The organism is Ohtaekwangia sp. (genome assembly GCF_036568665.1).
Lineage (GTDB): Bacteria > Bacteroidota > Bacteroidia > Cytophagales > Cyclobacteriaceae > Ohtaekwangia.
Genome location: NZ_DATCSD010000075.1, coordinates 1 through 22,598, shown reverse-complemented (window position 1 = coordinate 22,598; position 22,598 = coordinate 1). Strand labels below are relative to the sequence as shown.

Annotated in this window: 8 protein-coding genes; 3 read left to right on the top strand and 5 right to left on the bottom strand. The window is 42.4% G+C overall.

Translation table 11 applies throughout. From position 1 onward, the window contains the following. From VIN08_RS03960 to VIN08_RS03945, 4 genes are all read right to left on the bottom strand, one after another. On the bottom strand, nt 1-6,859 hold a 6,859-nt coding region (locus VIN08_RS03960; RefSeq protein WP_331960566.1), incomplete at its 3' end, for a hypothetical protein. 348 nt (nt 6,860-7,207) lie between these two features. Next, nucleotides 7,208-12,811, bottom strand: coding sequence for a hypothetical protein (locus tag VIN08_RS03955; RefSeq protein WP_331960563.1), 5,604 nt, complete (start codon nt 12,809-12,811; stop codon nt 7,208-7,210). A gap of 36 nt (nt 12,812-12,847) precedes the next feature. Then, nucleotides 12,848-13,453 carry a hypothetical protein gene (locus VIN08_RS03950; RefSeq protein WP_331960560.1) on the bottom strand — a complete coding sequence of 202 codons (606 nt, stop codon included), beginning with the start codon at nt 13,451-13,453 and terminating at the stop codon, nt 12,848-12,850. Beyond that, on the bottom strand, nt 13,453-13,992 hold the full coding sequence (locus VIN08_RS03945; RefSeq protein ID WP_331960558.1) for an OmpH family outer membrane protein: 540 nt from the start codon (nt 13,990-13,992) through the stop codon (nt 13,453-13,455). The genes VIN08_RS03950 and VIN08_RS03945 overlap by 1 nt, the downstream gene beginning before the upstream one ends. Before the next feature lie 668 nt (nt 13,993-14,660). Between VIN08_RS03945 and VIN08_RS03940 the strand changes: the two genes are divergently transcribed. Both VIN08_RS03940 and smc read left to right on the top strand, forming a co-directional pair. After that, nucleotides 14,661-15,146, top strand: a complete 486-nt coding sequence (locus tag VIN08_RS03940) for a hypothetical protein (protein ID WP_331960555.1) — start codon at nt 14,661-14,663, stop codon at nt 15,144-15,146. A 608-nt stretch (nt 15,147-15,754) separates the two neighbouring features. Next, the gene (smc, locus tag VIN08_RS03935; RefSeq protein WP_331960552.1) at nt 15,755-19,291 is read left to right on the top strand and encodes a chromosome segregation protein SMC; all 3,537 of its coding nucleotides are present in this window, start codon (nt 15,755-15,757) and stop codon (nt 19,289-19,291) included. A 101-nt stretch (nt 19,292-19,392) separates the two neighbouring features. On the opposite strand, the gene VIN08_RS03930 is transcribed toward smc, so the two are convergent. Then, on the bottom strand, nt 19,393-20,136 hold the full coding sequence (locus tag VIN08_RS03930; RefSeq protein WP_331960549.1) for an RNA methyltransferase: 744 nt from the start codon (nt 20,134-20,136) through the stop codon (nt 19,393-19,395). Between the two features lie 9 nt (nt 20,137-20,145). On the opposite strand from VIN08_RS03930, the gene VIN08_RS03925 reads away from it, so the two are divergent. After that, on the top strand, nt 20,146-22,598 hold a 2,453-nt coding region (locus VIN08_RS03925), incomplete at its 3' end, for a BamA/TamA family outer membrane protein (RefSeq protein ID WP_331960546.1).

Here is a 22,598-nt window from a genome sequence, read left to right as displayed (position 1 = left end):
CCGCAAATTGACCCTGATAGCTATATCTATATATACTCTCATCTGTCTTCTGATCGCGTAAAACATCTCCCCAAGCTCCATAATCCGTAGCCTGCGTTACAAAGTTAGAGATATGCGAAACACTAAAATCATCAAACCATACTTTCGTATCCTGACTGGTATTGCTTACCCATGCATAAATATAGCCTGGTTCGGTGATAGTAACATTCAAGGCGAGCTTCTCAAACATATCTTTTACTGCTCGCTCGTCCGGCTCAAAAGCGGCATCTAACGAAACTTGCACACGGTCGCTTTTAACGCTTTCCATGTCGTTGTTAAACACTATATAATTCAGGAACGCATTCGGCTGGCTTGCATCTTTACCGCCTCCCAGCAGTGCAGGAAGTGCAGCCTGAAAAGTTTGTGTCGTCTGACTCGCAGACATCGCTTCGAAGCCTTGTACATAGCTAAAGGTAGAACCTAATAATTGTGAGAATGCTGCAAGTGTAACATCTTCCGTAAAGTCTTCCCTGTATTCATAGCGGGCAAAGGCTTCCATATTTACTTTATCGCCGGCATTTACTTTCAATGCTATAGCAGGGCCAACCGATTTATCCTGCATATCCATTCCTGGTGTTCCGCTGATCCAGTATAGATAGGCAGCTTTATCCGGGGAAGGCACTGCTGCCAGTTTAGGAGTATGATTCATCTGCACGTCCTGCACTTCCGTTTCGAAAATGTTCTGGAAGTAATTCATTTCGGTTACGCGCGGGTTAGTTAAATCGGCTGTGCCGTTGTCTTCCATCGTAGCCGTATAGATGTTCACATTTTCACGCACCAGTGCGCGTACATTACCAAGATGGTCTGTAATCTCATATACAGAGCTACTATCCTGCGAAGGATAATATGTACCCAGTTTACCGGCTCCATAAATCGGAATTTCCGTCAGTGCAAAGCTTGCTTCCTGTGGTGTTGTGTCAACGGGCTTAAAGGTCAGTCCACTCACAACAGAGGTTGCTGAGTTGAGGGCTACATATACCTCGATCTGACCTGTTGATCCTGTCGCGTATTCGTACCTGAGCACACCATTCTGATAGAACTGATACTTCGCCCCGCTTCGAACAAGTTTCAGCTTATCACCAATTGCATAGCCAAAGCTTGACACAGCATTACCCGATACTCGTATACTGATTGTCTTATTAGGACTTGCATTGAATGAGAATACATACGAGTTGGTAGTTGAACCGACAACCCTCAGGCCGATGTTTTTTGTATTATAAAAATCTTCAACGGTATACTCTATTGATCCGTCCTGATTTGCTGCAAGTGTATTGCTCGATGTGGCACTTCCTGAAGTATAACCACTTGCTACTTTTAATGTAGTACCATCGAAGGTGGTCTGCGTAAGGTACCATTGTATAGGTTGATTCGAATCAGGCAATATACCAGCCTGTTCATATATACTCAGTATATTACCGGAAGCATCGCGTATATACCAGGTTGTTCGTTTAGTCTGGTAATTTATCTTGGCCAGTCTAAATCCACGGTCATCATATATATATTCTACATTCGGTACAGATTTATTTGCATCGGTATATACTTTTCTGACTTTACCGGTCACATCATAATCAACGTACTGATCGGCATCACTTACTTTATCTTCACCGGTCATTTGCCCGATGGCGTTGTAGGTGAACTTCGATACATAACTGCTTACGTTATCTAACTTGTTCGTATTGGCGAGATACGTATAGGAAAGATTATTCTTATATAGTCCGTCACCATCAAAGCGTTTCAATGTTTGAATGTTTCCATTGGGATCATAGCTCATGCCCATGAGGCGATAGTTATTCCCCGCAGGATCAAACATCTTTGTGGTCTTATTGAAGTCAGCATAATTAGCTTCTTTCAATTGATACTTATCATCATACGTGTATTGGTACTGACCATAATAATCATCATCGTCTGAAGAATATGCTTTGTCTGTACGCCATTGAACAGAAGTGATCAATCCATTGTATCGTATATCCGGTGATGTTTCCGCTGGTAAGGCATCCACTGTTTGCACCGTGATGGGATTACTGATAATAGAAAGCGCTGTGATCTTAGATGTAGTGACCCTATATCTATATATACCGGCATCTGAAGCTACAGGGGTATTGATAACAAACACATCTGCACTCGTGCTTTGATTGCGTGATGTTACATCTGTCCAGGTTGAGCCGGATTGTTTCTCCCACACAAAAGTGGTGTTAGCTGTTTTACCCCCTGCTATAATGGTGAGAGATTGTCCTTGAGGGACAGCTATTCTCGCCCCTGGATCGACCAACTGTGGCGTTGTATACAGGGCCTTGAAACCCGAAGTGTTTGCAGCGGTATACAATGATTCCAGATCGGATGCATCAAGGTAATTATTCCGCACATACAGGTTTAGCGTAGCTTTATTGGAAAGTGTTGTAAAGTCTGGTATACTATGCAGTTTATTGCCATCCAGTACAATGAATTGTGTCTTTGTCAGGTTCAGCAGAGATGGTGGTACGCTGGTAAATGCGTTATTGCTTAAATAGCAGTTCACCAGATTGGTCATGCTTCCTACAGACGCAGGTACAACTCCGGTAAATTTATTGGACGATACGTAGAACGAGGTGACCTTCGTCCAGTTGCTGAAGATGTCGGGAAGGTCACCAGAAAGCTGATTGCTCTGTACGTTGAAGTACAGAAGCTCCTTCAGGTTGCTATAGGATTCGGGTATATTTCCCGTAAAGCTATTCTCACTGGCATAATAGTATTGCAGCTTTGTTAAAAGTCCATAAGATGGCGGAAGCTCACCTGTAAGCTGATTCTGAAATACGTATAGAACTTGAAGATTACTCAGTTCACCTAATTCAGGAGGAAGTGTACCGGTGAGTGTATTGGTATAAAGCGATAATGTTTTAAGATTATAAAGTGCGCTTAACGAGGCAGGTATTGTACCCGAGAGACTATTGATCCCAAGGTATATATTTTCCAGCGTTGTTATGGTACTTAACCACGAAGGAATACTGCCCGTGAGTGTATTGGAACGGAGATCGATTGTAACAAGCTTCGTCAATGCGCTCAGATCAGGAATCGCCCCTGAAAATTTATTATAGGAAAGGTTGAGCGTTGTCAAATTATACAAGCCATTCAATGCAGCAGGTATAGCCCCCGTAATTGTATTGCTGTAAACATTGAAGGTTGTAAGATTTTGCAGAGTACCAATCGCTACAGGCAACGTGCCACTTAGCTTATTTTCATTCAGAAGGAAACTTTGAAGCGCTGTCATACCGGCAACCTCAGAAGGGATTGATCCTGTCAGCGTATTCTTGCCAAGATTAAGATAAGTAAGACTCGTTAGGTTGGTAAATGACGTTGGAATCGTACTCGACAGGGTATTCGAACTTAAATTCAGCACGGCAAGTTTTCCGAGTGAACCCATCTGCGTGGGTATACTTCCGGATATACTATTGCCCTGCATATATATCGAAGAAAGCTCTGTAAGATTGGCTATAGATGTCGGTATGGTACCCGTTAGTTTGTTGGCAGGTAAATTGATCGATACAACATCTCCATTCGATACGCCCACACCAAACCATGTACCAAACTCAACACTCGTGGCTGTTGCAGGCCATGTTGTCGGCCAGTTGGTTTTCTTTGTCCAGCTAGCACCGGCTAAACTGGTATATATATCCTTTAATGCAGCATACTCTACATCATCGGGCACAACATTCGTTGCAGCAGATTGTTCATAGAGCACAGGTTTTACAGAGGCAACCACCAGTGAATCTGTAGTTCCAAAATCCGGAGCTGACATAGGAATAAGTGCTTCTGCTATAGGAAGTATATCTTCCGTTGCCTGGTCATTCGCTAATACGTTCTCCGAGAATATAGCATGAGTTTCTTGTTCCCGAAGTGCTTTTAACTGCTCTAGCGTTTCCAGCATATTCGATCTATACGCTGCTTTTGGTTCAAAGGCAATCGCAGATTGATTTTCGTTGCTATTAGGAAGCTTATGGAAACTATTCGGATCTTGTATGCGATCTGAATTATACCCGGTTTGAAATACACTTGTTAAATCACTTTCATAATAGTTCAGAATCATTCCGAACGCATCATTACCATCTTTACCAGGGTCTTTGGTTTTATCCGGGTGGTTGATCTGTGTGAGCCAGCCGTTGATATTATACACGAAATCTATACCCTGCAATTTGTCGCCAAGTTCTATGCGCTTGAGCGGGCCATGCAGGTAATAGGTATAGGTGGCTCGAAGTTTCTTGTCACCTGCTTCGGTTGTGCTGGTATAGGCTTTACTCAAACGCATATCAGCATCGTATTCATAATGATGATAGAATTGTTCCAACAATACCGCATTATCGAGATTTTTCTTTACCTGAAATGAGAGGTTGGCCGCGGTCAATACATTTCCTAAAAAGTCGTAAGTATATTTTGTGACGAACACGCGGTCTAATGCTGCAGGCTTCTGTGCCATCCATGTTACACGACCAAGTTCATCATAGCTATACCATGTTTTTATATTGGCATTCTCTGACCATGAAACAGCACCTGCTACATAATCCTGCATATATTTTGCCCCTAACTTTGTACTATCATTGAAACTTGCATCAGGATAATCATAATGAGTTGCCACCCAATCTCGCGTGTCAGCATGTGAAAATTGAATTTGTTGACCAAATTCAAGCTGCGTATTCAGCGAAGCGAATTGGTATTGTGTTCCTATATATTCACCTGATTCTATCGGTCTGCCCAGCTTATCATAATGCGTATAGGAGAAATGTTTATCAATCAACTGCTGTGCATTTTGAGAGAATCTGATTTTTCCATCCTGACGGTATTTATAGTTTGTCGTACCGGCATCTGGTTCGGTCATGGACATTAACCAACCTCTGAAATTATATTGATAGGTTGTTTTATCAATAGTGGTATATCGGGTATCTACATTACTTTGACTACTCAGCCATTCTTTCATTCCATTGGGAGATACGGATGAAACTAATCTCCCTGCATCGTTATAAAAGCTGTAGGATACATCCAGAAAATTATTGGTATATGATACGGTTATTTCACTCGCTGCATTGGTAAGCAGTATACGATAGAAACCGGCAGGCCATTTTCCATCAGAACCGGCAAATGTCTCGCCAGGATTCTTAGGTACCTCGGAGACTATATCTTCTACTACAAAATCGGTACTACCGGTAATAGAGACAGCCTGATCTTCGAGTATATAGAAATAGGTCATCGCTCTGTAATTGGGAGACGAAGGTGATCCGCTGGAAACAACACTGTTAGATATAGTTAATACTTTATCAGTGGCCCTTCCTGACCGTGCAGTCATCACTACATTACCAGCTTTGTCCGTTATACTGATAGCATATTTACCGTTCTGATCTCGCGCTATCGTCTGTACACCTTCATTCGATAAAACTCCGTCTTGTGCTATACCCGGTAACACAATCGTGCGCTTATCCAGATAGTCCTCTAGTTCCTGGTATACCGGGAATGTTCCGCTCAACGATTCATGACCGGTTCCAAAGCGAAGGATCTCTCCAACACCTGATGAACGTCTTGCTTCACCCGTACCGTCATTATAAAAATCAACTCGACTATAGGGATAACCTGTCTTGGGAACATTCTCTTCTAACGTATTCTTATCACTGTAATACCAGCCAACCGTTCCTTCTTCAGTGTCGCCAACTTTTACAGGATTGTATAAAGTATTTTCCGATTCGTCATCACCTTGTGGATCGAATGTATCAAAGCTCTTGTGATCATAGACCTCACCAGTGGGTGTAAGCACAAATGCTGCGTTGTATGAAAAATCTGTTGATGTGATTGGAGCCGGTAGAGTATTAGCCACCACGCGATCGTATTGATCACGCAATTCCTGACTCGTAAATATTTTGCCCGATGTAAAATTCTTTGTCTGACTCTGAAGGCTCTTGCCATCTTCGCCAAAGTATGCTTTCGACTCACTTACTACTTTATCGGACGGCTGACCATCGCTGGTTTGTGTTCCATCATAGGCGCGGGTATGTACCCAGTTCAAACTCTCATCACCACGTAATGTAACAGCTATAGTTTGTGTAGGACCCCACGTGTTTGTACCCCGATCACGACCTTTCAGGTAATATGTTCCGTTCTTATAAAGTTTGCTTCCTGTAACAACGCCATTAACACAATAAGGACGGACTATAGACGGATTGTCACTAGCACTGTTTACCCAATAGTAATCAGCATACGAAAAGATATAGTCCTTTTCATCATTGGCAAAGTATATATCATTATAACCAGATTTCAATATCTGCCCTACTGAAGCAAGCGGTGGTGCATAATCTATAGCTACATGAACCGGCCCAAGTGCACTGCCCCAACAGTTTGTAGCGGCAGAATAAAATCGAATGAAGTAATCACCGGATTGGTATACGGTATAATCGCCATTCACAGGATTGTTCAGGTCTGTACCTGTGCTGCTTTGCTCCCAATAATGACCGCTTCGAATATCGTTGGTTGTTAATATTCGTCTGTGGTAAAATGTTACCGGATTCAAAACCGGTTGAAGGATTGTTTTTCCAACGGTTACTACGATTTGACTTTCATTCGCACAGGCTTCACCGGATGTTGTCAAATAAAAAGTTGTTGTAGTAGAAACATTGTTAAAGGTAACCGATGGCCCCGTTCCCGTGTAGCCGGAAGGAACTGATCGCCAGAGAAAGTCATAACCTGAATTGATATATTCACTCGGAACTGATAATGTAACGCTACCACTCTCACAAACCTGTCGCGTGCTTGCTACAATGGAAGGACTCGGTACATTTTCAAGAAATATATTCGTCTGGGTATACACTGGTTTGGGATGGGTACAATCACCAGAAGAAGCACTGCACCATGATCCAAGTTTCACCGTATGACTACCGGCAGTGGTAAAGGTATAGGTACAAGAATTTCCTGTGGAAATTTGAGTGCCATCAATAATCCAGTTAAAATTGGTATAACTGTTATCTAAACAATCCGGATAAAATGTTATAGGCTGCCCAACGCAATTACCGCCTGAGTGTCGAATATCACATCCTTCTTCCGTGGGGGTTTGCCCAAGGCTTGATATGGAATTTGCTAATAAGCCAGCAAAAAATATAAATATATATAAACGCTTCATGCTATTTCATTAAGTATGCGTTATTAAGTCTTATTCAATTTAGTTCCCCCCTGGTCTGCAGCTACATCCAGATATAGTACCATCATTATACTGGCAACAATTGCTCGTAGGTATGAGTGATTGAAGATCAGCCGGAACATCAGCCGCACGGGTTGCGTTCATCCAACTACCTTGATTTCCGCATAAGTCATAGTAAACATATTTATACCCACCATCGTAACAGGTGTTTCCATTACCATCGGTATAACCGTTACATACCACTACACCCTTAACTGAATTGGCTGCGAACTCTGCTCGTATGGTGTGGGCTGTTTGAACGTTGGTGAAGGTGATCACCTTACCCGAACTCTGAATGGATACCAGCGTTCCATCGGCAAGTGTTACAGAAGATTTATCAACATCTATCTTTTTACCATCGATCCATACGGCACCCAGTGTATTGTAAGAACACTTGTCGCGCATTTCAAAACGAAGGTCTTTCCCTTGTTGAACTGATACATTACCGGAAGGATATATATAGCCTCGTGTACCGGTACTGGATGTACTGATCGTAAGTGTATACGGATTGTTTGAACCGTAATTATACTCTACATCGCCAGTCTTCACGATACCTTGATTACCATAGGTGGATTTGAAGCTCTCTTTATAGGTAGAGGTCAGGCGCCCCATCGCATCGTAGCGATACTCGGTATACAGGTTGTTGTTATCCAGTATATGCGATAGCTCGCCCCACTGATTATATACATAGCTGGTCATGGCTGCATCCACCGGTCTTACGCGGAAGTCATCGAAATTAGTAGCATTAACACCTGCTTCACACCACATTTCAAATTTCGAAACGGTTGTCGTGTTCACAGCTATATCGGCTTCCAGTAAATACCAGTTACCTGCCTTACCTTTATTCTTTACAGGTGCAACGGCTTCGGCATTCGAATCAAATTTATACTTGACCGCTGCGACCGGCTGCGATGACCAGACACTTACACGATACGTGCGTTGCTTAGGTGCTACCATTGTATAGGTAAAGCCGCGTGTATTGGCGGAAGCTGTTAATGATGAACTTCCTGTATGCGCTATATTTGTATTGGGATTGCCATTCTGATATACTTCACTCCCCAATGCATTATTGGACGATTGGTCTTCTGCATTCGAATAGGCAAACTCATTATAGTTGGCATTCGCGGCTGTGGCAGTAACACGTGACTGATCGAATGTCATTCGCGTAGCGGCATAATTACCATTAACATCTGTGGCTTCCAGCGCGTGAGAGTTCACATCGTATAGCGTAATACCAGCGGTCTTCTGCCATCCATCCGGAACAGCATCATCTTTATTCCACGCTGTAAAGTTTGTAACACTTTGAGCGGGATATAGTCCATCGATCGATAAGGCTACATTATCTGAACCTATGAAATTGAAGCTGGCTGCTTTACGCCAGATACCGTTTTGTGCCGATGCTTCAGACGCTAATTTACCTTGCTGAAGGGTTGGCAGCTTATCACTCCACGTTTGAACGGAAGCGGAAACAAGACCAAGCTTTTTGTTATTCTGAGAAGGATCTACTTTATAGGTATAGGAAGCAGCCTCCTGAATTAACATATTTTTACCTCCGTTTAGCGCAAGCCCCATATTTGGATACTTACTATAGGCCGGTATCTTCTCGGTTACATATTCATTGCCATGCACATCCTGTGCTTGTGTAGCAATCGGTGCGCCTGAGAAGAAATCAAAGCCTGTTTGAATCGTCTTATTTGTAATCAGGTGTTTTGCATCATAAGAAGTAATTGATTCCAAAACTGATGGATAACTTGAAATAATGCTTACAGTACCTAAATGTATATCCACACCGTCTGAATGAGGATGAATAATTCTATGCTCATTAAAGACTTGATCTAAAATCCCTTGATTATGATATTGATCATAATCACTTATATAATCATAATTGACCTGATTTAATAATTGGTTTGATTTAGAGTCATAGGTTTTAATGCTTAAAATATTTCCGATCTGACTTGTAAAATCCTTTATACGTAACGTTCGAGATTCATGAGACCCACCAGTTACTTTTATGCTTGAATAATAATACTCTTCGTCAGTTTCAGAACCTTGAATCAAGGTAGGATCGAATGTCTTAAACTTGTAGGAAGTGTATCGATCAAGCTTTACTTCGCCTACATAGTTATTTACCGTACATAAGCCATATACTACGCTTGGCCCTGGGATTTCACCGGATACATTCCTAAGCGGAGAGAATAATCGTTGAAATTCCCTCTCATACATGGCAATATCATAGTCGTCTGCCATCATGTCCCATGTATAGGCGTACTTATCAGTGCATAAAGAGCTATATTTTGAAGGCTCCGATACAGTAATTCCTTGATTGAAAGTATATGTTGACTCCTTACTAACTCCCGTATTAGTTTCTAAAGTAATTGAATTGACTTTTATACCGTCACCGTATGCTTTTGTGTCTGGGAGGATGAGAAATGATAAGAAATGGCGATGATATTTAGCTTGACCATTTCCATCCTGATAATCCAACAAGACATGGTTTGGATCACTTATCTTAATATAGTCACTACCAATGGATTCAATCTTAACTTGTCCCTTTAAGGGTACAGTGAATGTTCCCTGTCCGATCGTTACCGTGTTTAATTGACCTCCAGTAGAAGAAATTTGCTCTGTATAAGATAATATATCGATAAAACTCCCTACAGGTATTTGATCCTTCACGGCATTCAATAAGTCATGCTCAACCACATAGAGGTTCAAATATTTAATGTGACCTCCATTATGGTAATTATCGTGCTCCTGAAGTTTGTATTCTTTAGTAAGGTCGTTATCGAAGAATGCTCCTGTCTTATTTGAGACATTCAAAATAACTTTGCTTCCTACACCTACATCATCATAATCTTTTGACGAATAGTCGAACGACAAAACTTCTCCCAATGAAGTAGTAATCGATCGAAGAGACCATGAATCAACTGATTTCGAAGACAACTCATTGGTCATTCTATAAAGATCATTTTCACTTACCGTCGTAGGGTCTTTAAAGTAATCAGGTTTATAATATCCCCACCAATCATATAAATCGTTGCTATAGGGAGGATTGTTCGTAGTGTTGACTGATATACTATTTTGATGATACCCTTCCGGTAGGTCTGGGCCATAAAGCAACTTCACCGATGCAGTGTTGCTTTCAACAATCATATCAGTTACCAATCCATAATGCTGCCCACCGTTGGCTGTGAATTGAATGATATCTCCTTTAGCTAATAAATTGATATTTGAAATGCGAATTGATATATTCTTTCCTGTTGAATTCAGAATATCACCGCCAACAAACACTCTATCGCCCTCGTAGTCAAAATTATAAGCTGGTAACAAAGAAGTCCCTTGCTTGCCAAGAAAGTTTACCCTCTTTAAGGTAAGTTTCCCTTGCAATACATCACTTTTCGTCATGGAATTATAATCTATATCGAAGCTATTGGTTGTGCCTGGGCACAAACTATAATCATAGTCAAAAACAATCTTTCTTAATATATAGTCGTTGACACCTGGAAAAAAAAGGTCTGCATCGGCTTTAGTAATTATATCTGTATTGAAAATGGAACAATCGCCATAAATCTCATCCGTAGCATATTTATTTGAGATAATATTTACTTGATCCAGTATAGTGTTACCGGAAGAAATGAAATTTTTATTATCCATTAATATAATTTCGTTCACCTTAAGTGAAGGTGCAGAGACTGTTGTTGTCGTAATACCGAATCCACCTGCTTCGGGATCAAGTACACCCTTTGTATCTACCCGAATATCTTTGACAAAGAAACAAGTCTGTGTCCTAGAATAAATCGCATCCAAATAATAGTTTTCCCTCTTACCATACGAAAAGGACTTAGACCCATCACTAGATACTATATAACTATTATCTTCTGCCGGAAGCCTATATTTATAAGTTCCTGATTTGCCGTAAACAAAATTCATCCAATATCCCCAATCACCTTCATCCGCAACTCCATTATCATTCTTGTCCACGAAGTCTGCCCCAGTGATTGAAGTAAGTAACCAAGTGTAGGCATAAGGTTGTTCGCTTTTAACAACTCTGGAGGATAACTTTCCTGCTTCATCAAACTTTTGAAATTTTTGCCCATTTTCATAAGTATATACAGGAAGGCCATAATGATATGTAATGCCTTCTGGACTCGTAACAGAGAAACCTCCAACTTGATTGGCTATCGTATACGACTTATCATAAGATGCAAAAGATGTTGAAGTTCTGTCACGAACGTATTTCACAAAACCTTGATTCTTTGCAGTTCCATTCAGTATCTCCTGATTCTCGAAATATCTAATTTTACTTGAGCCTGCAAGCTCTAAGAACGAAGAGTTAAATCCTGAAGGGTCAACTATATTTTGATCATATCCCAAATATTTGGATTGCAAGTCTATCGATGCCCCGGTATTAGTCAACGCGAAATCCGTTACATTACTGGCCTTATAGCTATTGGAGAAATCATTTTTAAAACGAAATTGAGGTCTATGTCTGGAGCGCGTTGGTTTATCATATCCAATATCAAAGATCAATCCCCGGTAGTTAAGATTAAGTTTCTTTCGATCAAATGTGGTTGCATTATCTAAAATTACGGGCTGCATATTGCCACCAATGCCCTGCGCAGTAACACTATATATATCGAAGGATGGAAAACTCGGACCAGCCAGAAACTCATTGTTTTCCCTTATAACAAGTGGGTTTGATTCGAAAGTAGGGTTAGAGACAAATTCACCAGAAACGAATCTATCGAATGCTATATCATCTGAAATAGTTGCAGGGAGGTACTGTCCTTGCAGTGGGCCGTATAACTTAGAATCATCGGTTTCATCAATCCAGTATCTCCGTTTCTCGTATTTATAAACCAAATAGTTTTTACTCGTTACAACTTTGGATTGAACCCGGTTGTTGTTATTGTTGAATGCCTGCATCGCACTACTCTCGGCAGTAGCTAATCCACCTCCATAATCGTAAGACATGTTCATTTTAGACGCAATACCAATAATAGAGTATCCTTCATCATTGTCACTGTCATATGACATAGAGAAACTGATTCCCTGTGTCTTGCTGTCGAAACCTACCCCAAAAGCTTTGACATTAAAGTCTATTTCTTTATTAGGCGAATGCGTTGACCAGTTGCCTTCAAACCATAATCCGAAAGAACCCAAATCCAATCCAGCTCCTTCACTATACGCATTTCCACCCTCCCATTGATCTCTTACGGAGTAGCTGGCTCCATTGTAGTCATCAGCAAATCCATTGACTATCCGATTAATTGAACCTACATTAATTGACCATCCCAAACCACAGAAAGATGACTCCTGATTAAGCTTAACTCCCGACTTGTAAGAAAGATTTAAAGGATAAGATCCTTCAGGAGAGCTTACCTCCAACAAAGGCATTTGATAATCAAGATCACCCGTAAGCTTGTTAACCATCTGGCTGGAGTCAATTGGCGCAAATGAGGTAAGTTCTGGAGCCATTGGCCCGGAAGTTAAAGCCCACGAAATAGTTGGTGCTACCGTGTTAAAGACGGTTTCAAGAATAAGAAAGACGGCAATGCTTTTCAGCAAGATTCGATTGCGTATCATATAAGGTAAGAGTAGAAATTCTTTATAGTAATTATTTTAGTTCTCAAAAGTCACTTCGGGTATATCTTCTAAATCATCCGTTTCAAAACGGAAGCGTTGATTTCCTATACCTAATCCAAATTCATTCAGGTTGAATTGTATCCATTCTTTATCTTTTGCTTTCTCTTTATTAAAGACAAAAAGCAAATCGGTGCTACTACTCATTCCGTAGGTACGATTCAACATAAAGTCACCCACCGGTATAGTATCATTAGCAGAAGTAGTAAGTGTTACGTAATTATTCATACGGAATGAAAGCGTCTGCACCAGGTCGCTATATTGATCACCTGTTGATTGATGAAGGGCTTCCTTATCGTTTGCCGAGAGGCTAAGAATGAAATATAGGTTCTGACTATATTTCTTCCGGGCTTTATCAATCTGCTCCGGAGTATGTTTACCCTTGCCTAATTCCTGATATACCCACAGATCAGTGGGGCGATACGTTACTCGCACCACTGTATTATTAGCAGCAGTAACAGATTTACTTAAACCATTCGATTCATCGGCTACGAAAGCAGTAAGCTCTTCTGAGGAAAGACGATCAGGACTACATCCTATAACAAACGTGTATAGGAGTATAGATATAAAACCAATACTACGCATTATTTGCCGCTATACTCTTTGTTCAATCCCGTCAATACCTCATCTGTTATATCAAGCCCCTCATCTGCGTAGGCGAGGTTTCCATACTCCGTAGCAGCCAGTATAATTTTATAGCCGTTGGCTTCACCGTATTTCTTTAAGTAAGCATTGATTTGTGTCACCACTTCACGCGTCATCTTGGCATCTTCCTGCTGGGCTTGTGTGTTCATCGCTTGCTGATACTCGCCAAATTGCTTTTGCTTGTTACGAATAAGTTCCTGGCTAAGCTGACGCTCTTTTGCCGTCATAGCTTTACTCTCTTTCTCGTAGTTGAAAATCTGTTGCTGAACTTCATTGGCCAACGTATCGATATTGGCTTTCCACGTATTGGCTTTCTGTTGGTAAGCCGCACGCGCTGCTTCCATGCCTTTATATTGGTTTAGAAGTTTGGAAGAGTCTACATAGACAACTTTCTGATCGCTGGCAAAAACTGTTATCGACAAGATAATAATGGCCAATAGGTTTAATATACCTATAGCAAGGAGAATACGCTGAAGCATGGCAGGTAGACGCGTTAGGTTAAATTTCTTCTTATTTATTAATCTCTGGAATTTTAATTAGGCCAACGGAACTCGCTATTCCCAACAATCGTCCAAGAGTCACTTACAAATCCAGCAGCAAGATATAAAGTTGCAACACAGACCAACAAGGTAACCGCTGAAATTATTTTTCCTTTCCAATTACCTACTCAATTACCGGAGTATACCGCATACGTTGACTGAAAATATATAGTATAATGATTATCAAAAATTTGCGCTTGCTCACTTCAACAGCTTCCGACTAACTATATATTTATACTACTTAATTAAATAAAACCAAATCGTTTTGACCTATATATTGCTCTTTAGAACGAATCTTATTTAAGTTCATTTCGCAAATACCCAAATATTTTTTCTAAAAAGTTATAGTTGTGCGCTATAAGCTGAATAACAAAGTAAAGTCACACAATCTCTTTCACCTCTGATTAACGATTCTTAAAACTAATACTGTAACGTCTTCACAGGTATAGACCAAAATATACTATAAATACAATAGTAACTACCCTGGCAAAGTTTCCTCTGTTGAAACAAAGTCATACTAAATTTTAAAATCTTGTAATCTTTAATCTTCATTCCTCCAACTTCCCACATTTTTATTCGTTAAATTCAGGATACGCGAAACAGAAACAATGAACCCCCCTAGCCTTTGTTGCCTCTTGTTCTTTCTATGTATTGCCTGTAATAAAGAAGACGATCACCATATAACGCCCATTCTTCAGCCGGTAGTAGATAACTTCTTTCTCGAGGCGCAGCGACAGTCGCACGATATTAAAAACACAAATGATTTTACAGTCACCTTTGGTGATTTGTCGAAGGAAGGAAAAAATGCCAGAACGTATTACGAAACACGCACCATTGTTGTGGACTCATCAACAGCGGCCTATAAAAGAGATCCGGAAGTATTGGTGTTTCACGAAATGGGCCACTTGCTTTTGCATCGCGAGCATAAAGACAGTTTTATATACATGGATATGTATGTGCCTGGCTATCCGGTAAAAGTACAGCTGTGGGTTCCTGAAAGTATCATGAACTGCTGCCTGCTACCCGATTACGAGTTCGATGATGATGCCCGGAAACTATATATGAAAGAACTGTTTTCGTTTGCCAATGTATAAATACTAAATATACTTATTAGGTATATACTTGGGTTTTCACATTCCCCCCATTTAAAAAACAATATAACATCACTTAAAGAAGCATATATAGTATATATTTCAGAACAGGCACTACACGCCAAATTTCTCAACGATATATTCAATCAAAATTGAATCACATCAACAAAAACCGTATGGTTTTCTTTACCGTAGGATGAAGTCCTCCCAAAACAGATTTTCGGAGACTTAGTGGGAAAATTCAGGAAGGAATTTTCTAAATCATATAGCAAAAAATCCTCTTTGTCGTCAGAAAAAATATCCCGGGGCTAAAACCACTTTTTGATCGGAAAATGCCCGCGACAATTATCTCTTTTCGCTCAATATCAGCGGATTACAGCCAAAAGAATTTTTATTTTGAATTGCCAAACGCAGAATCTTATCTTTGCCGACTTCCCCCACTGGCTCCAGTAGGCAACAGGCAATAGCAGTAGGTCTTTTCTACGAACTATTTTCATTTGGTAACAACTGAAACCCAAAAGGGAAGGTCACTCGCACCCCCACACCACAACCGCGAACCATGGCAGGGTTCCGGATATTTTTTTAGGAGTAACAACCACTAACACAAGAGCATGCAATTAGCGAAACTGGAGATCAAAGGCTTCAAGAGTTTTGCCGACAAGGTCGTGATCAACTTCGATGAAGGGATCACCGGTATTGTCGGGCCCAACGGCTGTGGAAAGTCGAACGTAGTGGATTCCATCCGCTGGGTATTGGGCGAGCAGAAAACGAGTACGCTGCGTTCCGAAAAAATGGAGAACGTGATCTTCAACGGTACCAGTGGGCGCAGCGCGCAGCAAATGGCGGAAGTATCGCTTACCATCAACAACACCAAAAATATACTTCCCACGGAGTATTCGCAGATCACCATCACACGCAGGCTATACCGCACGGGTGAAAGTGAATACCTGCTCAATGGTGTTACCTGCCGCCTGAAAGACATTACCAACCTCTTCCTCGATACAGGGGTGGCATCCAATACATACGCCATCATCGCGTTGGGTATGGTGGACGATCTGCTCAACGATAAAGACAGTTCGCGCAGAATGTTGTTCGAAGAAGCAGCCGGTATATCCAAGTTCAAGAAGCGTAAAAAAGAAACGCTCAAGAAACTGGAAGATACCGATGCCGACCTTGAACGCGTAGAAGATCTTCTCTTCGAGATCGAGAAGAATATGAAGTCGCTCGAGAAGCAGGCCAAGCAGACGGAAACATACTATAAGGTTAAGGAAGACTATAAAAATAAAAGTATCAACCTCGCCAAGGTGGTGGTGAACAAACAGAAAGATAAGTTCAACGACATCAACCAGCGCGTACAGGAAGAGAACGACAGAAAGATAGCACTGGCAGCAGAGATCGCAGAGAAGGAAGCCGCTATTGAAAAAGCAAAAGCAGAGTTGGTGTTAAAAGAGAAAACACTCAGCTCACGCCAGAAGGCGATCAACGAATTTGTTTCCAAGATTCGTCAATACGAAAGCGAGAAGCAGATCAAGAACGAACGTCTCAAGTATTTGAACGATCGGGCTGCTGGACTTCGCGATCAGATCGAGCAAGACAGAAAAAGTAACGAGCGTGCGCGCTTCAGTATACAAAGTCTCGAAACTGAAAAGAGTTCAGCCGAAGGTATATTAGCAGAGATCACACAAAAGCTCGAGCACCTCAAAACAGAATACGAAGATCAGAAACGCATCACGTCTGAATTACAAACACAGTCCGACTCACTGCGCAGAGTACAGCGCGAGAAGCAGGAAGAAAGTTTCCAGATCAACAAGGCTGTAGAGATTCGCGAGATACAGGTATCATCGTTCAAGCAGGAGCTGGAGAAAACAGCATCCGATTCATCACAACAAAGTGCAAGCCTCGTGGAGTTTGAAAATAAACTCAAGGTATTGCAGGATGAACTGAACGGACTCAACAGCGACTCTGACAAACTGAAGAAAGAAGAAGAAGAAGTACAGGAGCGCATTGTAGCGATGGAGAAGACCATCGAAATGATACGCGAAGAAATGAACGTAACAGGCCGCAAACTTGATGCACGTCAGAACGAGTATAATCTTACCAAATCGCTGGTAGAAAATCTGGAAGGCTTTCCGGAAGCGATCAAATTCCTCAAGAAGAAAGTTGGTAAAAATGCTCCTCTCCTCTCCGATATACTTACTACATCCGAAGAGTATCGCGTAGCGATTGAAAATTACCTGGAGCAATACCTCAACTACTATATTGTAGAGCACGAGTCAGAAGCATACGAAGCAATCAACATTCTGAGCGATGCGGCCAAAGGTAAAGCACACTTCTTTATACTGGATTCATTCGAAAAATTCGAGTCGGCACCCGGCCGTATTTACGATAACGCTTTCCCGGCAACGGAGATCATTGAATACGATCAGAAGTATAAAAAGCTGATGGCCTATATACTCGACAAGGTATATATATTCGAAGGCGACATTAAGAATCTTCCGTCAAGCGATGAGAACACGTTCATCACCAAGAACGGTAAACTTACCAAGCGCAAGTTCAGTGTATCCGGTGGTTCTGTCGGGTTATTCGAAGGAAAGAAGATCGGTCGCGCGAAGAACATGGAGAAGCTGGAGAAAGAGATCAAAGAACTCACCTCCAAGCTGGACGATATCCGCGGAAGTCTGCTCGAAAAACAAGCTGACCTCGAGAAGCTGCGCAACAATAAACTTCGTCAGCAGATCGAAGAAGTGCAGAATACAATCCGCCAGGTAAACGAAGAGTTTGTATCCGTGCGCACCAAGCGTGAGCAGTTCTCACAAATGCTCAACAGCGCAGACCTTCGCAGAGAAGATATACTCGAGAAGATCGATACGTTGCTGAAAGAGTTGGATGACCTGAAGCCAAAAGCGAAACAGGCACAACACGACTTCGAAGCGCAGGAAGATCGCCTCGGTGTAATCGCACAAGACCTCACTTCGAACAACGAGTTGCTCACACAGAAGTCGGCAGCATTCAACGAACAAAATATATTCTTCCACCAGCAAGACAACCGCGTAAAGAGTATAGATCAGGAGATCCGCTTCAAGCAGGAGTCGATGGATCAGAGCGCACAACGCCTCGAGGTAAACGCGGAAGAACTGAAGAAGAACGAAGATGAAGTAAAACGCATCATCGAAAATACACAGAGCAATGACGATGAATTGCTCGGCATGTACGAAGAGAAAGAGGCTATGGAAAAAGGCCTCGGTGAAGCAGAAAAAGATTACTACGAGAATCGCGGCTTCATCGATCAGATCGAAAAAGCATTGCGTGAAATTCAGCACCAGCGCCAGAACATCGACACGTTGTTGATGGACATGCAAGGTCAGTTGAACGAGAGCAAGATGCAGCTGAACTCGGTGAAAGAACGTCTCTCGGTAGAGTTTAATATTGATCTGGATTCCGTCATCAACCAGTCAGCCGAAGAAGATAACAACGACCTGGCTACTGCGGATGAAGACAAGATCCGTGCAGAAGTACAGAAGATCCGCGATCGCCTCGATAACATGGGCCCGATCAACCCGATGGCGATGGAAGCCTATACCGAGATCAAGGAACGCAACGACTTTATCTTAAAACAAAAAGAAGATTTGCTGAAGGCAAAAGAATCGCTCTTCAGCACCATCAGCGAAATTGAAGGCGTGGCCAGTACAACCTTCATGGAAGCGTTCAACAAGATCAAGGAACATTTCATCCGCGTATTCCGCTCGCTGTTTACCGAAGACGATCAGTGCGATCTTCGCCTGGTAGATCCGAACAATCCGCTGGAGTCTGAGATCGACATTATCGCGAAACCAAAAGGTAAACGTCCACTCACCATCAATCAGCTTTCCGGGGGAGAAAAAACACTCACCGCTACTGCGTTGTTGTTTTCGATGTACCTGTTGAAGCCGGCACCGTTCTGTATCTTCGATGAGGTGGACGCTCCGTTGGATGATGCGAACATCGACAAGTTCAACAACATCATTCGCACGTTCAGTAAAGATTCACAGTTCGTGATCGTTACGCACAACAAGCGCACGATGACTGCTACCGATGTTATCTATGGTATAACCATGGTAGAGAAAGGTGTATCGCGCGTAGTGCCGGTAGATTTGAGAGAACTTGCTTAATAAGCAGAAAGCGTAAAGTATAAAGCAAAAAGCCCGGGTATATATATACTTCGGGCTTTTTGCTTTATAGAACTTTGAACTTAAACCAGGAACTTCAAACCTTAAACTTTAAACTTCCTCCTCACTACGTTATCACAAATTACTGCAGTAGCAATCGCAGCATTGAGTGACTCGGCTTTGCCATAGCGGGGAATGGTGATCTTATCGGTGATAAATTTTTCAAGAGACTCCGATATACCTCGCGATTCGTTGCCGATAACGATCAGGCCTCCGCTTCCAAAATCAGTATCGTGTACATCTTTACCATGCAGAAAAGCACCGTATACCGGTAGCGTTGTATTGACCAGGTATTCGGCCAGGTTGGTATAGTATATTTCAATGCGGGCAAATGAACCCATAGTAGCGCTGATCACTTTGGGATTATAGAAATCAGCCGTCTCTTCCGAGGCTATAATCTTGTTGATACCAAACCAGTCGGCCGTGCGAATAATGGTTCCAAGATTGCCCGGGTCACGTATATCATCCAGCACCAGCGCAAATTCGTCAGCAGTCACCAGTATACCTTCCTTCACCTTCATACGCGCCACAGCCAGTGCCGAGTCGTTGGTCTGAAACTCGCTGAGGTCGCTCAGCTCTTTCTCCGACACTTCTATGATTTCAGCCTTTACATTAGGCGATAGTTGCCGGAGAAAATCCGTAGTACCCAGTATCATGGTCACTTCAAAGCCCGAAGTCAATAATTCCTGCACACTCTTTGCACCTTGAACCACAAAACATTGCTCCTGTTTCCGGTATTTCTTTACTTGCAAAGATTTGATAAACTTGATTTTGGCTTTAGATAGCATTGTTATCACTTGAGTACGCTGAACCGTAAATATTTTCTTTATACCGCCTTGCTCCCATTCCTGCTTTCCGGCTGTCTGGGAATAAAGCACCTGAAAGAAAATGAAAAGTTATTGTATCGCCAAAGGATCGAAGCACCCCGCACCATTGATGCCGCAGCGCTGCAGAACCTCCACGCCCAGCGCCCCAACCGGAAGTTTATCATCCGCCCGTTGGCTCCTCTCGTAAGTATCTACTATCTCGGCTATCGCTTCTACGATCAGGAGAAAATGATCAAAAAGAAAGAGCGGATCGAAAAGAAGTTCGATGCCAAGATCGCAGTCAGTAAACGCGACAAACGCATCAACAACTTACAGTTCAGAAAGCAACAGAAGAGCGAGAAGCTCACCGACAAAATCGAGAATGGTAATACGGTGATGCAATGGGGAGAACCGATTGCTGTGTTCGACAGTAGTCTTGTGCGACTCACCATTGATCGCTTTCGAAGTTACCTCTTTGCAAAAGGGTATTTCACCAACAGAGTATATGCGGAGGTCGATACCATGAAGATATACCCGAAGCGGGTAAAGGTGATTTATAAAGTTATACCCGGCAAACCCTATCTCTTCGATTCTATCTTTTACCAGATACAGGACACAGCAATCAACCGCATCGTACAGGAGAATAAACGCCTGAGTCTGCTGAAGAAAGGCGACCACTACGATGAAGATAATCTCTCCAAAGAACGTGAGCGCCTGGACCTGATGTTAAAAGACAATGGCTTTTACGATTTCAGCCGGCAATATATAGAGTATGCTTCCGATACTTCGTTTCATTCGCCTGACCGGAAAGTGGCGGTTATGATCATCATCAACGACCCGGCCAAGCGCGGCTTCCACAAGAAGTTTACGGTAGATGAAGTACATTTCACGACAGATATAGGTATAAATAAACCTGGCAAGGAACGTACCGGCCGTACCTATCGCGATATTCAATACAGTTATTACGAAAACAACTATAATCTCAAGATTCTGTCGCAACGCGTCTTCATCAAGCAGGGCGAACTATATAATCGTTCGAAGACGCTGAACACACAACGCCAGCTGGCAAACGTAGATGCATTCAAGTTTGTGAACATCAACTACGATTCATCCAACGGTAAATTTGTATCCACCATCTTTACCAGTCCGCTGCCGCGATATGAGTGGAGTAACGAAGCCGGTGTAAATGTAACGCAAGGTTTTCCGGGTCCCTTCTATAACATGACATTCAAAAAGCGCAATGTATTCAACGGTATGGAGACGTTCGATATCAGCGGTCGCTTCGGCTTTGAAGGGGTGGCTTCCGCTACAGAAGATCAGAACTTCTACAAGAGTACAGAAGCAGGTGTTAACGCATCGCTCACCTTCCCGCAGTTCATTTGGCCATTCAAGGATCGCACACGCTTCAAGCATGCAGAGTTTAACCCCAAGACTAAATTTACCGCGGGGTACGCCTATACCGACCGACCTGAATACAGGCGAACAGCGTTCTCGATCAACGGTACATATTCGTGGCAGAACAATAAGAACAGACTATATCAGCTCACACCGATCAACCTGAGTGTGATTGATACGGCCAACCTCTCCACGAACTTTAAAGAGCTGCTGGCACAGCAGGGAGCGCTGGGTAATTTCAGTTTGCTCAACTCGTTCCGTCCTTCATTTGTGAATAGTATCATCTTCGGTGTAACGTGGAATTACCGGAACTATGGCAACCAGGAACGAAGCTCCGGTTTTATTCGCGCACAACTGGAAAGTGGTGGTACGATCTGGAACTTCATCGATCCATCGCTGGTAACACAATATCAGCTGGAATACTTCAAGTATCTGCGCTTCAGTCTCGACTTGCGCAGGCTGAATGTGATCGACCGAAATACAACGATAGCCTACCGGTTTAATTCCGGAGTAGCATACTCGTACTCGAAGAACAAAAGTTTACCATACGAGAAGTTCTTCTTTGCCGGTGGTAGCAATAGTATACGCGCATGGCGTCCGCGAAGATTAGGGCCAGGTTCTTTCAAGCCTCGCAGAACAGAAGATCCGGAATCGAATGGCAACCCGGTGAAAGATGGTATGTTCGACTATAACATCGAACAGCCTGCCGAGATTTTGATGGAGGCCAGTATAGAAGTGCGACAAAAACTTTTTGGTTTTGTGAGTGGCGCTATATTCTTCGATGCCGGTAACACGTGGACGTTTCAGGAAAGAATAAAAACGGTGGATGGTGTAGTCGTTCCCAATGGTAATTCACAATTCAAGATCGACCAGTTCTATAAAGAGATTGCTTTGGGTACTGGCTTCGGTCTGCGCTTCGACTTTACATTTCTTATACTTCGCTTCGATGTCGGCATGAAAGTAATTGACCCCGCCCGCGATGAAGGCGATCGCTTTGTATTGAACAAGATCCGTTTCTTCAAACCGTATGCTACCGAAGTAAAGAACGG

Bases quoted from the DNA above. Each gene is read 5' to 3' on its own strand.
- VIN08_RS03950 (WP_331960560.1), bottom strand. From the start codon at position 13,453: ATGCGTAGTATTGGTTTTATATCTATACTCCTATACACGTTTGTTATA.
- smc (WP_331960552.1), top strand. From the start codon at position 15,755: ATGCAATTAGCGAAACTGGAGATCAAAGGCTTCAAGAGTTTTGCCGAC.
- VIN08_RS03955 (WP_331960563.1), bottom strand. From the start codon at position 12,811: ATGATACGCAATCGAATCTTGCTGAAAAGCATTGCCGTCTTTCTTATT.
- VIN08_RS03945 (WP_331960558.1), bottom strand. From the start codon at position 13,992: ATGCTTCAGCGTATTCTCCTTGCTATAGGTATATTAAACCTATTGGCC.
- VIN08_RS03930 (WP_331960549.1), bottom strand. From the start codon at position 20,136: ATGCTATCTAAAGCCAAAATCAAGTTTATCAAATCTTTGCAAGTAAAG.
- VIN08_RS03940 (WP_331960555.1), top strand. From the start codon at position 14,661: ATGAACCCCCCTAGCCTTTGTTGCCTCTTGTTCTTTCTATGTATTGCC.